The organism is Myroides phaeus (genome assembly GCF_900099675.1).
Classification (GTDB): Bacteria; Bacteroidota; Bacteroidia; order Flavobacteriales; family Flavobacteriaceae; genus Flavobacterium; species Flavobacterium phaeum.
On record NZ_FNDQ01000011.1, the window covers coordinates 71,075 to 87,021 of the forward strand.

The 15,947-nt window shown below is 34.1% G+C and carries 9 protein-coding genes; 1 reads left to right on the forward strand and 8 read right to left on the reverse strand.

All coding sequences use genetic code 11. The features are described 5' to 3' along the window. Window positions 1–7: 7 nt before the first annotated feature. The 4 genes from BLT46_RS07340 to BLT46_RS13185 all read right to left on the reverse strand — a co-directional run bounded on the left by BLT46_RS07340 (window position 8) and on the right by BLT46_RS13185 (window position 9,076). On the reverse strand, window positions 8–2,584 hold the full coding sequence (locus BLT46_RS07340) for a hypothetical protein (RefSeq protein WP_143021876.1): 2,577 nt from the start codon (window positions 2,582–2,584) through the stop codon (window positions 8–10). A gap of 3 nt (window positions 2,585–2,587) precedes the next feature. Further along, window positions 2,588–3,091, reverse strand: coding sequence for a hypothetical protein (locus BLT46_RS07345; RefSeq protein ID WP_090408494.1), 504 nt, complete (start codon window positions 3,089–3,091; stop codon window positions 2,588–2,590). 17 nt (window positions 3,092–3,108) lie between these two features. Next, window positions 3,109–8,364 carry a hypothetical protein gene (locus BLT46_RS07350; protein WP_143021877.1) on the reverse strand — a complete coding sequence of 1,752 codons (5,256 nt, stop codon included), beginning with the start codon at window positions 8,362–8,364 and terminating at the stop codon, window positions 3,109–3,111. A gap of 541 nt (window positions 8,365–8,905) precedes the next feature. Beyond that, complete coding sequence (locus BLT46_RS13185; protein WP_176770739.1) at window positions 8,906–9,076, reverse strand: hypothetical protein; 171 nt, start codon at window positions 9,074–9,076, stop codon at window positions 8,906–8,908. Window positions 9,077–9,372: 296 nt separating this feature from the next. On the opposite strand from BLT46_RS13185, the gene BLT46_RS07355 reads away from it, so the two are divergent. Beyond that, window positions 9,373–9,873: a hypothetical protein gene (locus tag BLT46_RS07355; protein WP_090408499.1), complete on the forward strand. Its 501-nt coding sequence runs from the start codon at window positions 9,373–9,375 to the stop codon at window positions 9,871–9,873. Window positions 9,874–9,913: 40 nt separating this feature from the next. Here the strand turns inward: BLT46_RS07355 and BLT46_RS07360 are convergent, their stop codons facing one another. The 4 genes from BLT46_RS07360 to BLT46_RS07375 all read right to left on the reverse strand — a co-directional run bounded on the left by BLT46_RS07360 (window position 9,914) and on the right by BLT46_RS07375 (window position 15,839). Continuing rightward, window positions 9,914–11,488, reverse strand: coding sequence for an NAD(P)/FAD-dependent oxidoreductase (locus tag BLT46_RS07360; RefSeq protein WP_090408502.1), 1,575 nt, complete (start codon window positions 11,486–11,488; stop codon window positions 9,914–9,916). A 355-nt stretch (window positions 11,489–11,843) separates the two neighbouring features. Beyond that, entirely contained in the window at window positions 11,844–13,439 is a 1,596-nt protein-coding gene (locus BLT46_RS07365) for an efflux MFS transporter permease (RefSeq protein ID WP_090408505.1), read from the reverse strand. Continuing rightward, complete coding sequence (locus tag BLT46_RS07370) at window positions 13,429–14,502, reverse strand: HlyD family secretion protein (RefSeq protein ID WP_090408508.1); 1,074 nt, start codon at window positions 14,500–14,502, stop codon at window positions 13,429–13,431. The genes BLT46_RS07365 and BLT46_RS07370 overlap by 11 nt, the downstream gene beginning before the upstream one ends. Continuing rightward, a complete protein-coding gene (locus BLT46_RS07375; protein WP_090408512.1) occupies window positions 14,502–15,839 on the reverse strand; it encodes a TolC family protein in 1,338 nt (445 codons plus the stop codon). The genes BLT46_RS07370 and BLT46_RS07375 overlap by 1 nt, the downstream gene beginning before the upstream one ends. Between the last annotated feature and the right edge of the window lie 108 nt (window positions 15,840–15,947).

Genomic DNA, 15,947 nt, shown 5'->3' on the forward strand with positions numbered 1-15,947 from the left:
CTTTAAACTATTTACCTGCCTTACTTGGCAAGGATGGATTAGTGATTGCATTACACGATTTTAGTGATAAAAGCATTGGGTTTGAGTAAGTTTCGCAACCATTCTCATTTATAACTTTAGCTCTAATCTGTAATCTATCAATCATACTATTTGCATGAGAAACTTTTAATTCCCCTTGATTTGCTGTTAGTACATTATTTTCTAACGGAGCTAAAAGTAAACTATACCAAACTGCTGGTTGTGATGATAATGTGTATTCCCAAATAATCGTTTGGTTTGCATCTGAAGTAAATTGATATGTTGCATCTGCATTTGGACAAAACTCCCATATAACAGGCAATGATCCAATTACAGGTAGTTCATTGATTGTAATATTAAAGGCTACTTTATTTCCAAAACAACTTCCTGAACTACTAACTTTACCTTCTGATACATAATATCTATGACTTCCTGCTTGTGTAGGATGAGGAATATTTTCTAATGGAACAGTTGCATTTTCACTTGCAAAATAATATAGACTTAACCCTCTTTGTACTCCATTAGCTGATAATTGGTTATTCAACTCATAAGACTCTCCTTCACACACTTGCACAGATGATACCGTTGGCACTGTTTCTATATTTTCTAATACTGTCCTTAACTTCAAATAACATCCTTGTTGTGCTCCTAAAACCACAGCGTAAAATATTTTACCTGAAGTACTTAAAGGAAAATCTCCTGTAACTATTGAACTTTCGTAACCTGAAGTACCTGGTTCTTGACTATAAAACTTTGTTCCTGCTGGATATGAATTAACAATATCACTACGCTGAATAACGTCACTGACATTAGCACAAAAAGCAGTAAACACACGTTCGTTATTTATAATCTCATTAGGACAATTTGCTAAAAATGAATTATCTACAATAATCTTTAATTGCAAATCATCAAATATTGGTGCTGGACAAGCTCCTTGTCCGTATCCGCGTACTAAAGGTGCATTTACTGCACTACCAGAAGTAACTCCTGTTCCTGTTACTTTTCCATTTATATTTATATTTAAAATACAATCATTTGCTGAAGTAGTTAATAAGGTACAATCATTAGATACTCTTAATTTATACTTTAGTTTTCCAAGAATTTTTAAAATATCTCCAAAAGGTAAATTCTGATCAAACTTCCAAGTCAGCGTACCTCCGGGTGTTATATTTGAATCTGTAGAATTTGGATGTGTCCAAGTAACAGTTCCCTTCACAGGTAATGTTTGATCAACGCTTGCAGAGACAAAATGCATTGATGGAGGAATAGGAATTTCTAATTTACCATTCTTCACGGCTTCTGTTCCTTTGTTTCTCAATGCAATTTCAAAATCTAACAGCTGATTGGGAACTATACTGGCATTATGTACAACATTGTTTGTTAAAATATTATTCTCTGCTTCAACTTCTGGCACATATGCATCCACAGCAAATGTTATGTTGTAAATAATGTAAGTATCTTGATTTGTACCAAATCTAAAACTGGTCTCTGTTTGTCCATTGTCAATGAACTTATTCCCAGTATTTCCCAAATCAAACATTACTATATCAGTCCCATAGTTATTGGTATAATTGGGTACACGTGTGTTAGGAGATATTAAAACAGTAGAATTAAAGAAGTTGTCTACTTCATTACTTGAATGTTTCAATTTCTCCCAATCATTTGAAAGTCTTTTTTTAATCTCAAATGAATCTCCTGATATAGGGCTATCACCTTCACCAGCCATCATCCCCATTTTAATATTGACATTTCCATTCTGTGCTGCTCTAAATCCTTGAACATTTAAGATTCCTGTTCTATACTGGCTATTACTACTTTCTATAAAGCTATAACCATCAAAAACAGTAATATCTCTCCATTTCATCATTGAATTTTCGTAGACAACAACCATCCCCCATCCTCCGAAATATCCTACAGAACCACCATCACCAATAGTAGTAGCTATATCAGCAACGCTATAGGTTCCCCAAGCGTTATTTCCTAATGCACGAACTTTATCAGTGATATCTACGTATGATGAGTATATCCCACTTTCAGTAGACGTTCCTTTATAAATACCGTTTGCTGTTAACTCTTGGTATGACGATTGACCTGGTAGTTTCAGCTTGACCTTTTTTTTGTTCAACCCATTTGGCAAAACATCAGCATCTGTGTTATCTCCTCTTCCAGACCAATATAAACCTACATAAACTATAGTAGTACAACTTGCGTCAAATCCTGAAAGATGTACTAAAGTAGAAGAAGATGAGTTCTTAATACTACTTATCTCATTTGGTAATTTATAAAAAGCCATATAGCTATTTAAACCATTATTAGCATTTGCATCTTTTGGTTTATTTCCCCATACTCTACTATCAAATAAGTTAGCATTACCTATCATTGTAAAATCTCCTCGTAGATTGTAAATGCTTTTGTTTTTATATGGTTCAGGTGCCATTGAGGATGTTCGTAATGTAAAAGGAACTTTATTTATAACTTGTCCAAAAGCATTACTTATCATCAATAGCACTAATAGGAAAGTATAAAAGGAAGTGTTCTTAAACATTTTTTTATATTGTTTTTTCATAGCTTACCTTATTTGTTCCATTAAATTACTTACAACAATAATCTCTTGTCCTTTCTCTTTACTCAAAGCTTTAAAATCTGTTGTTATTTGTATTAAATCACTTTCTTTAAAAGAATTTACAACAACATATTTTAAGCCCTTAAAAAGACTTAGGTCAAACTTTACTTTGCCTTGCATTGGACTTTTATGTAAGTTGATTGATACAACTTCTATATCCCTTGCAATTCTTGTAAACTCCTCATTGTTTTCTATAATAGAAGGTGAAAAATATCCTTCCATAAACAATGCTTTTGTCGCATTGTTGTCTTCTCTTTGATAACGTTCAACAGTACCGTCGCTATAAGAACTCATAAACGTTCTTTCACCACTTACCAATTTCTTTAACTCTTGTGTCTCTTCTTTAGTTAGTATAGTTTCTATATCTTGATATGTCGTTACGGTGATTTTTTGTGCCCATGCATTTATACTTAAAAAGCAAAGACCGACTATTAACCTATATTTTCTCATCTCTATTAATTTTTAAATTAACGAATGCTAAAAACAATATTCATAAAGGAACCATTGGTTACATTTGCTGTTGGTCTAACTTCGTATGTTAAGAGTCCTTGCTCAGTCAACTGCAGATTAAAAAACACATTACTATCTATATAAGTGATAATAAAATCTAAATCAGCTACATCAATAACAGGTAAGGTAGCCCCACTACGACTACTTAGTACTGGGGTACTAAATTGTTCATTATAAATTTCATATAAGTTGATTGACCCTTTTCTTGTAGCGTTACTATATGTTACTCCGTTTTGACTTGATTGTCCTTCTGCTGTTGGTATTAAAACCGATGGCATATAGAAAAACTTTGGTAATGCTGATTTAACATCAATTGTATATGTTGTCGTATTATCAAGATAAGACTCAACTACATTAACATTTTCACCTGCTGCAACATGTGATATTTTCTGATTATCTTGTACAAGTGTCTGCTGACTGCTCCATTTAGGCATTCCTGTACTATCTGTGATTAAAGCTTCAAGTGATCCTGCTTTTGCTATGTCAATTGGTAAAATTGTTCTATCTAAAATTTTATCTGAAGTAACTGCACCTGTCTTAATATTAGCTGTAACTGCTTTCAATAAAGCGGTTGGTGCATTAGCTGACAACTCTAAATCAGTTGAAGTCAATGCTTTTCCATTCAAAACATCATCTACATTTACTTGAGGTATTGCCGGTTTCCACTCTTTTAAGACTCCATCATAAGTCAATACTTGATTATTCAACGGAGTTGTTGTACTTACTTTTTCATTTTGAATTGCAACTACTTTATTTGAGTTTAGTGGTCCTGTTACATCTCCCAATAATTGAGTTGAACTTGGATCTACTGCAACTGTATATGATGTTGTATCATCAACAACTACAGAATTAACTAACACTCCATTACCTGCTATAACCTCACTTATTTTTTGTGCATTTTGAATAGCATTTTTACTAACATTCACACTATAATCAGTATGCTTAGCAGTGGTTGTACTAACAACAGTTGTATTTACTCCATCTATTACGGCATAGGTATTTTGTGCACCTTGAATTACATCTTCTAAATCAACAGATGAAGAGATATTGTTTACCGTACTTGTTAGTGTATTTCCTGTTAATCCTAAAGCGTTCGTAGTTGTAGGTACAAGTGTATTTTGATCAACCCATTCTGTTGCGTTATTGCGTGTGATTAACACTTGCTCTTCTGCTCCAGGAGTAATCTTTAAGCTCACATCTGTTAAAGAAGCACCAACTCCACCATCAACCGTAATACCAGTTCCAGTGATAGCTTTACTTGAAATAACATTACTTTCATCTAAATCAACAGATGAAGAGATGTTGTTTACCGTACTTGTTAGTGTATTCCCTGTTAATTCTAAAGCGTTAGTAGTTGTAGGTACAAGTGAGTTCTGATCAACCCATTCTGTTGCGTTATTGCGTGTGATTAACACCTGCTCTTCTGCTCCAGGAGTAATCTTCAAACTTACATCTGTTAAAGAAGCACCAACTCCTCCGTCAACCGTAATACCAGTTCCCGTGATAGCTTTACTTGAGATAACATTACTTTCATCTAAATCAACAGATGAAGAGATATTGTTTACCGTACTTGTTAGTGTATTTCCTGTTAATCCTAAAGCGTTAGTAGTTGTAGGTACAAGCGAGTTCTGATCAACCCATTCTGTTGCGTTATTGCGTGTGATTAACACTTGCTCTTCTGCTCCTGGAGTAATCTTTAAGCTCACATCTGTTAAAGAAGCACCAACTCCTCCGTCAACCGTAATACCAGTTCCAGTGATAGCTTTACTTGAAATAACATTACTTTCATCTAAATCAACAGAAGAAGAAATGTTGTTTACCGTACTTGTTAGTGTATTCCCTGTTAATTCTAAAGCGTTAGTAGTTGTAGGTACAAGCGAGTTCTGATCAACCCATTCTGTTGCGTTATTGCGTGTGATTAACACTTGCTCTTCTGCTCCAGGAGTAATCTTCAAACTCACATCTGTTAAAGAAGCACCAACTCCTCCATCAACCGTAATACCAGTTCCAGTGATAGCTTTACTTGAGATAACATTACTTTCATCTAAATCAACAGAAGAAGAGATGTTGTTTACCGTACTTGTTAGTGTATTCCCTGTTAATTCTAAAGCGTTAGTAGTTGTAGGTACAAGTGAGTTCTGATCAACCCATTCTGTTGCGTTATTGCGTGTGATTAACACCTGCTCTTCTGCTCCAGGAGTAATCTTCAAACTCACATCTGTTAAAGAAGCACCAACTCCTCCGTCAACTGTAATACCAGTTCCCGTGATAGCTTTACTTGAGATAACATTACTTTCATCTAAATCAACAGATGAAGAGATGTTGTTTACCGTACTTGTTAGTGTATTCCCTGTTAATCCTAAAGCGTTCGTAGTTGTAGGTACAAGCGAGTTCTGATCAACCCATTCTGTTGCGTTATTGCGTGTGATTAACACTTGCTCTTCTGCTCCAGGAGTAATCTTTAAGCTCACATCTGTTAAAGAAGCACCAACTCCTCCGTCAACTGTAATACCAGTTCCAGTGATAGCTTTACTTGAGATAACATTACTTTCATCTAAATCAACAGATGAAGAGATGTTGTTTACCGTACTTGTTAGTGTATTCCCTGTTAATTCTAAAGCGTTAGTAGTTGTAGGTACAAGCGAGTTCTGATCAACCCATTCTGTTGCGTTATTGCGTGTGATTAACACCTGCTCTTCTGCTCCAGGAGTAATCTTCAAACTTACATCTGTTAAAGAAGCACCAACTCCTCCGTCAACTGTAATGCCAGTTCCAGTGATAGCTTTACTTGAGATAACATTACTTTCATCTAAATCAACAGATGAAGAGATATTGTTTACCGTACTTGTTAGTGTATTTCCTGTTAATTCTAAAGCGTTCGTAGTTGTAGGTACAAGCGAGTTCTGATCAACCCATTCTGTTGCGTTATTGCGTGTGATTAACACCTGCTCTTCTGCTCCAGGAGTAATCTTTAAGCTTACATCTGTTAAAGAAGCACCAACTCCTCCGTCAACTGTAATACCAGTTCCCGTGATAGCTTTACTTGAAATAACATTACTTTCATCTAAATCAACAGATGAAGAGATGTTGTTTACCGTACTTGTTAGTGTATTTCCTGTTAATCCTAAAGCGTTCGTAGTTGTAGGTACAAGTGTATTTTGATCAACCCACTCTGTTGCGTTATTGCGTGTGATTAACACTTGCTCTTCTGCTCCAGGAGTAATCTTTAAGCTTACATCTGTTAAAGAAGCACCAACTCCTCCATCAACTGTAATACCAGTTCCCGTGATAGCTTTACTTGAAATAACATTACTTTCATCTAAATCAACAGATGAAGAGATATTGTTTACCGTACTTGTTAGTGTATTCCCTGTTAATTCTAAAGCGTTAGTAGTTGTAGGTACAAGCGAGTTCTGATCAACCCATTCAACATCTCCCGCATTATTAGTAATAAGAACAGTATTATTTGGTCCTGCTTCAATCTTAGAAATACTTAATGTTCCTCCAATCTTATTTAATTCAAAATTAGATTGATTTACGGTTAAAGTTACATCCTTTAAAATTGCCCCAGCACCTGAAGTCACAGTCAATAAATTATTAACAGACTCCAATAATTTACCCTCAATTTGTTCTTCATTTATCTTTTGATACTTAACACTACCATCAATTTGAACAACAGGTACCATAGATACCTGACTTTCTAAAGCACCTAATTTTTCCTGGGTAACAGCACGACTTTGAATCATCTCATTAGAGATTTTATCAACCAGACTTACTGATGATAAAACTCCATTAACAGTAGAACTTAATTCTGCCTGATTTAGAGTTAGCTTATTTGATGTTACTGTTTCTAATGCAGACCAAACAATATCACCTGATGCATCTACAAATAGAATATCACCCGAATTGCCACTATATAATTGATTTAAATTTAATACTCCTCCAATATTTTGAAGACTTAACTTAGCTTCATTAATATCTAAGGATACCTCTTTTAAAACCGAACCTGCACCATTTGTTACAACTATTTTTTCATTTCCACTTAAATGCTTCCCATTTAAAATTGTTGTAACATCTACACTCAATGCTCCAAATTCGTCCACAATTAATCCACTTCCTGGCTTCACCACACCTAAGTCAGAAGTTGTAGCAGTATTAACTTCTAAAACATACGTCAGTATATTACCACTTTGTACACTGCTTACAGTAATGTTTTTGGAATTGCTACTGTCAATTCGAGTGATATCTTGATTGTCTTTTACTACTTGAGTAATATCAATATTGTGTAATTGTCTATTTTCATCAGTATAAGCTAACATCTTTGTAGATGCATTATACTCTAACTTTGTAACAGTCTCTTCTAAATCAACAAAGTTTTTTAATGTTTGATATAATAATTGATCTAACTTATTATTTATTACTTCAACAAGATCTCCAATAACTGTAATCTCAGTAACAACATTTTTTTCATTTGTATAACTATAATTTCCAGGACTATTTCTAACTAAAGTTGTTTCTGTTTCATGTTTTTGAATAAAATCTGCAATTAATAAGACAGTAGAGTTCCCATTTTCATCATAAAATGTAATTGTCCCTTTATCAATATCTTGCTCAATTTTAGTAAGGGTTTCAAATGCTTTAACTGATTCCTTAATGTCAATAGTTACAACTTGTCCTTTCTCATTGGTATAAGTTAGTAATCCACTTGCCGAATCATAATTTAAAATAGTAAGGGTTTCATTGAATTGAATAGTAGAAAAATCTATTTCTACTTTATCTCCGTTTACATTTATATAGTAAAACTTACCGTTTTCATAAAAGACATTACCTTCTGTCTTTCTTACAATGTTTTTAATAATATTGGTTACATCACCACCTTGAGTAATTTCTTCAAAATAGTTAATTACTAATTCAGGAATATCCTTTTCTACAAGTAGTTTATTCCATAAATTATTGTGCCAATAATAATATCCAACACTTAATTGATCATTTTTATTGGTATTATAGACCAATAAACTTTCTATATTACCTGCTTGGATTGTTGTTATATCTGTCTTATTCTTTAAAAAAACATTAGGAATCAACAATCCTCTTTTGTCAGATACTACAGCTAATTCTGCAGATTTATTTGGAATCTTTGTACCAATTCCAACTTGTGAATACATGGAAAATGTCCCCATTAAACACGCTATTGAAAGTAATTTTTTGTTCATAATTTGTAGTTCGTTATTAGGTTTTCTTACGATTGAATACAAAACAATTTTCACTGTTTATTAGGAACAAATTTTATAAATCGAAATGTTAAATAGGTTTCATTTTATTGGAGACACAAAGAGACACGAAAGAATTTTAACAAAAACAACTAAAAACAAAACAACACCTTACAATACACAAAGCCATAAAAATCAATACATTAAACAAAAACAAAACCTATACCGCTTAGTATTAATAAAACTATCCACATAAAAACAGAAACCTATTCTCATTAATCAATCTTTTAAAATAATAATCATTGTGTTTTCCTTTATAGGACATTTTAAAAAAGTAAAATACACGTTTTTTGCTTCGTTTATAGGTCTTTTTTCTTATATAAAAAATATAACTCTAACTATACCCCAAAAAAAACAAGCCTAACTATTTTTGATAGTTAGGCTTGTCTTATTTGTCTAAGCGAAAGACTTGGTATTACTTACTACAAGTATGTAGCAATTTTATCTTATTATTTAATTTAAAGCAACTTCGCCTCAAACAAAATTACTCTTTCTTATTCATTTGATTAACAATAGCTTTTAATGCTGCTTTTCTATTAGCAACAGCTTCTTTCTCCTTCTTCTTTTTTTGAGCTATCTTCAAGCTTACTGCCTTTCTATTTGCAGGGGTATTTCTACTCATACTATTTAAAATAGACCAAGTGGTCAAATTCATTGCAAATTTAAATTATAAAAGAACAACTCACTCTATAAATCAACAAGTAATTTCTTCTTTAAAACATAATTCTTGCCAATTAACATTAACATCTAAGGGAATTATTCCTTTGTAAACAGGTATCAATGTTCTTTCATTCCTATTTACTTTATACCTCAATAAAAATACAATGAACCAATTATCTATTTCATTTCACTTTTCATACCTTAACTAAAGAAAAGGCTTATCTAAAATAATAATTTATACCTCAACATCAGATTACTTTTATATTCGCTTTAGAAATTAAAATAACACAGATGCAATATTTAAAAATATTCATTATAGTCATCTTTAGTAGCTTATTATTTGCTAATTGTCAAAGCCCCACAGATAAAGCATTAAAACTAAGTGAAAAAGAGCTATTCTCTTTTTTAAACGATTATGATTCTTATCAGAATATTGAAATATCAGAACCTAAAACTGTAACTATTACTTATTTGGATGATCCAGAATTTATTGATAAAAAAGATAAGTATATACAATTAGATAAGTTAGTCGGAGAAATTAGCCTTGATGCCTTGATTGGTAATTCTAATTTAGAATATGCTTATTTAAAACATGGTAATAAGTTTAAGCAATTAGAAGACTTAGGAAATGATTTAAAGAGAATTGAAGCTGAGTTTGTTCCTTTTCAAGGAATGAAATCAGTACAGAAACTAAGAGCTAATAATACTGCCAATGCTAAAGTAATTGTTACAATTGAGTGGGTATATGATACAGAGCTTACAAAAGTAATCTCATACAGAATAGTACAATAAAAATAAGCCTAACTATTATAGTAAATAGTTAGGCTTATTTTTATTGTACTATTCTGTATGACATACTCTCAACGCACATTATAGCACATTTCTCTCCGTCAATTGCTGCTGAGATGATTCCTCCTGCATATCCTGCTCCTTCTGCACAAGGATATAATCCTTTAATCTGAAGGTGTTCTAATGTCTTATTATCACGAGGAATACGAACTGGAGATGATGTTCTACTTTCCGGAGCGTGTAAAATAGCCTCATTGGTAAAATAGCCTTTCATTGATTTGCCAAATTCTTGAAACCCCTCTCTCATTATCTGTGTTAAAAAGCCTGGAAAGACATTACCTAATTCCACAGATGTTGTACCTGGTAAGTAAGATGTTTTAGGAATTGACTCCGACACTTTAGACTGTGAAAAGTCAACCATTCGTTGAGCGGGTACGCGTTGTGTTTCCCCTGCTAACAAAAATGCTCTTTGTTCAATTGACTTTTGAAACTCCATTCCTGCTAAAGCTCCGAATTTTTCAAATGGTTTAAAATCTTCTAACCTCAACTCTACTACAATTCCAGAGTTTGCCGTTGCTTGGTCACGTTTAGAAGGCGACCAACCGTTTGTTACAACTTCACCTGGAGCCGTAGCACACGGCGCAATTACTCCACCTGGACACATACAGAATGAATACATTCCGCGACCATTCACTTGTTTTACGATAGAATATGGCGCTGGTGGTAAAAACTCTCCTCTGTAATCGCAAGAGTACTGTATTTTATCTATAAGTGATTGTGGGTGTTCCGCACGTACTCCCAAGGCGAATGGTTTAGCTTCAATTAAAATATTCTTACGGTCTAACATCTCGTAGATATCACGTGCCGAATGTCCTGTTGCTAAAATAACTTTATTAGCTTCAATAGTATCGCCATTTGCTATAACAACTCCTTGCACTTCGCTATTCTTAACGACTATATCAACTACTTTGGTTTCAAATAATACCTCTCCGCCAAACTCAATAATCTTCTCACGCATATCTTGCATAATCTTTGGCAACTTATTCGTACCAATATGCGGATGTGCTTCTACTAATATATCTTGTGTTGCTCCAAAGGCAACCAATAATTCTAAAATACGGTTTACATCTCCACGTTTCTTAGAACGAGTGTACAGTTTCCCATCTGAATATGTACCTGCTCCTCCTTCTCCAAAACAATAGTTTGATTCTGGATTAACTACGTGGTCAATATTTATTGCTTTTAAATCTCTACGTCTTCCTCTTACATCTTTTCCTCTTTCTATCACAATAGGCTTTACACCTAACTCAATTAATTGTAAAGCAGCAAAATAACCTGCAGGCCCTGCACCTACAACAATAACTCGCTTTGCATCTTTTACATTCTTATATTCAGGAAAATCAATTTGTCTATGAACGACCTCTTCTCCTTGAAAGAAGACATCAACTGTCAAATTTATCTTTACAGTACGTTGTCTGGCATCAATAGACCTTTTTAAAATAGTGATGTGCTGAATATCTGTTGTAGAACATCTCAAATTATTGGCTACATATTGATTTAATAATTCTGCTGAAGCAGCAACGTCAGGCAGTACTTGTAATTGTAATTCTTTTGGCATATTTCTATTAGGCAATAATTATAATTAAAGCGCAAAAATAAACTAAAATCACAATGATTTACAACAAAATGCGCTATCGTGCAAAATAACATATCTTACTGTAATATAAAAAGTTACAACTTACTTTTTAAAATATAATCCTACCTCATCACTTCTTTGTTACTATTTACCCAACGTAAAACGTCTTGATGTTTACTAAAACGAATTTTTTTAATGATAATTATTAACTTTTTACAACATAGTCAATACAACCTAATCTTTTTATTATTTTTTACTTGATAATGACGCATAAAAAACAAAGCACATAAATTAGATACTTAGCGTATCTAACCTACGTGCTTTTAAAAGAGAAAATTTAAAATGGCGAAAGTGTTTTCGATCTTAAGTACACCCAAGTTTTACTTAGGTATGGGGTGAATATTACTAATAGTAAAATCACCAATAATAACCAGCACATTACTTCATAATAGTCCATTGCATAACGCAATTGAATCTGTTTATTTAAATCAAGCATAAGCATTTTTTCACTTGCTTTTTCTGCTGGTGTATTTAGCAAACCTCGTCCTTGAAGTTTTGCTGCATTCTGAGATAACTTACTTTGCAAAATTGGATTTGAAAAGTTCATATAATCTAAAAATCTATTTTTATGTTGATTGGAACTATACAAGTTGTAGTAATTCATCAAAGCTGTACTGCTGGTATAGCCTAAATAGCGAATTGCTAAACAAACAGCGGCAGCAGATCCTCCTAATTCAATTGGCACTGAGGCTACACAATAAATAATTGTCGGAACCATTAACAGCCCTACGCCAAACCCTTGACAGAACAATAACATAAAATATGAGTCTGGATTGGCCGTTGGTGCAAATTGCAAATACATCCCAAAGTGAAAGATGAATAAGAACAGAAAGCCTAAACTCCATATCAAACGCATTTGTAAGCGTTTGATAAGCCACACACACGCAAGCGTTACTCCAGCTACCAACCCTATCAGATTAAAGATATTTAGATATGATAAGTGTATGGGGTCTAATCGCAAAGAGGTTGTAAAGTGTACATTTGATATTCCTGAGGCAAAACGACAGATGTAAAGAATAAAAAGCAAGAACAACCCTACTTTAAAGTTTCTATATTTCAACACTGTCCAATTGATATAAGGTCTTTTTAAATGCTTTTGACGGATAACAAAAAACAACATTGCTAAAAGTATTCCTAATCCTGCCCAACGTATATCAGCATCTTCAAACCAATAGTATTGTTGCCCGTAGATTGTGATATATCCAAATAGAACAACTGCTACGGCATAGAGCACAAAACTTTCCCAGTCTAAATTAGACAGCGGAAGCTTTCTACTTAGGCGCACATACTGCATACTCATCAAAACTAAGAACAACCCGGGCACAAAAGATAAAGCTGCCATTTTAAACAGAAACGAATAGTCGTACTGGTCAATAAAATCAGCTGTTATCAATTGATTTACGGGGGTTGCACAAATTAGAATACCATAGAAACACGAAAAGGTAATCTCTCTGGCTTTTGAACTTTCAAGGCGCATATACATTGTAGAAATACTCAAGTTCACCGTACTTGCAAAGAGCATTCCTTGTAAAAAACGCACGGGATAAATAATACACAACGCCTGCGTATTGTACAGTGCTACACACCCTAAAAGTTGTAATATATTAAATATGATAAAATATTCTTTTGTAGCTAAATAGGTAAAGAAGCGACGTTCAAGGCTGTAAAACGAAACAAATCCTGCATAAAGAAGAGATACAGAAAACTGAATATCTCTAACGTCGCATCCAAAAAAACCTGCCGCTGCAACTGGATTTGCAGCAGGCAAAAAGAATAATACAATACTTGGCATTAGCAGTACAAACAGAATAATGCGAATCATCCATTCTGGTACCCAATCTGCAAATAACTTTGGAACTTCACTATTTTGCATGAGCTTGTTTTTTGGCGATGTAAACATTTACATTCATACCAGCTTTTAGTAGTTCTTCAGAATCTGCAGGTGATGTTACTTCTATACGAACAGGAATACGTTGTACAATCTTTACAAAGTTTCCTGTTGCATTATCTGGTGGTAGTAAAGAAAAACTTGAACCTGTAGCGGGTGCGATAGAAATAACGCGGCCTTTAAACTCTGTGTCTGGATAAGCATCTACTACAACATCTACCTCATCGCCTGTTTGAATGTTGCGTATTTGTGTTTCCTTAAAGTTAGCAACAATCCATTTCGGTGTTTCATCATTCACAATATAAGTCAATACTTGTCCGGGTGTAATCATTTGTCCTAAATCTATACTTCGTTTTCCCATTCTACCGCGATATGGCGCAGTAACTACTGTATAATCTACATTTAGGTTCTTATGCTTTTCAAGTTGCTCTAATCGGCTAATTTCCTTTTCAAGCACTCTCTTTTGTGCTTCTATATCAGCAAGCCCTGCTGTAGCGGCACGTGCACTTTCTATGCTACTTTCCCAATTACTCTTATCTATGGTTAGCTGAGCTTGTTTTTCTTCTAACTGTTGTGCTGTAGCAGATTCTACATCATATAACTTCTTATAGCGTTTATAGTCTAATTCTTGTTGGTGAAACTTAGATTCGCGTCCTTGAATTTGACTCTCAGCCGCAGCGGCAGTTTGCGATAAAGTATATTGACGAGCATCAAGCTCTTTAATCTGTGCGTATTGTTTTTCTATCTCAGCTCTTGTTTGTGCTTGGTCATAGATATACTCTCTGTTATCTACTAACAATAGTGTATCTCCTTTATTGACCATTTGATTTTCTTCAAAGCGTACTTCTGTCAAATAACCACCGACTCTGGCAATAACCGGATTGATATATTCCTGCACCTGAGCATCGTTTGTTTGTTCATACTTCCAATAAATCCAAAGCGTGTGAATTCCCCAAATACAACCAACGATAATGATTATCGATGCGATATAACGCGTAATACGTGTAATAAAACGGTCTGTAATTTTGATGCGAGTTTTAATGTCCATTATAGTAAGCCTTTAGCTAATTGTAGAGAATAATATTTGTAAATGCTGTCTAACTTTGCAGCTTCAAGTTCAAATTGTGTTTGTAAATATTGAACATCTGCATCGAGTAAGTCGATGTATAGAGATGTACTATTAAAATATGTGTTTTTTATAATTCGAGCACTTTCAAATGCTTCTTCTTGATTCTTGGTACACACTTGAATTTGCACAAGTGATTCTTGGTAGCGTAGATAAGCCTCTTGCACCTCTTGTTTAATTTGGTCTTGTACGTGTAAGTGTTGTATTTCTTCTTTGTGATGTTCTAACACATGGCTGCGCTTTTTATGAACGTTGTGGTAAAGTGAAGAAATCGGAAAGGATATTTGCACTCCTATTGTTCCTAAACTATACCAACTTGGATTATAAGGATAAAGGAAGATTTGTGGATTAGCCATCGTAAAGTTCCCTATTAACCCAATACTTGGTTTGGTGTTTGCTTTTACCTTTTTAAGCTCTATCTCACTTAAGGCTAAGTCTTCTTCAGACAGCAAGTGTTTGTGAGCGTGTTCTTCTGCTATTTCTAAAGCCTCCTCGTACGATTCTACAGGAGCAACTTCAGCATATATATCTTGAGGTTTAATGAAATCTGAGTCGCTTATTCCCATAAGCAGTACGAGTTTCTGGTTTTCGATTAGAATATCATTTTCAATCTGAACCAAGGTCATTTCTCTTTTAGATATTTCCATTGAAGCACGAAGTACATCGCTTTTTAGCACTACACCATTCTTGTATAGGTTTTCCATCTGACCAAGCTGTTTCTTTTGGTCTGCGATATCGGCTATCATTACCTCTTTAAACCTCATCACCTTGGCAAGAGCAAGGTAACTTTTAGCTGCTTCTAAGCGAACCTCTGACTGAGATTGTTCTGCTGTAATAATCGCTTTGTCTTCCAGCGTCTTTCGTTCTTCTATCTCCAGATTCTGTTTATTACCGTTGTATAAGTTGAGGTACATCGAAACCCCACTGTTGTACAAGGTGTGTATGACATCGTGCTGTTCTGGTTTGTGAAAAATACCATTTGTATACACGGGAATATTACTTGCCTTTTCTACACGACCAAAAGCGTTAAATACGGGGTAACGCTCCATTTTTGCGTCTTTTGTGTTCTCTTGGCGTATTTCTATTTCCTTCTGGTGTATTAAGGCTTTTTTACTGCGAACATCCGTTTGTTGCCAAACCTCTTTTAAGGTTATTTTTAAGGTATCTCTATCAATGTCTGACGGATTTTTATTTTGGCTGTAGCCAGTGATAATGCCACTTGCGAGCAATGCAAAGAGGTAGAAACTATCGGATTTCATAAATTATTTTTAACCGCACAAAAGTATAATGCAGACGCAATATGTTGTGTTTCTTAAATAGTCAATTTTTTATTGAAACCAGACAAAATCATTGTATACTTTTGCATC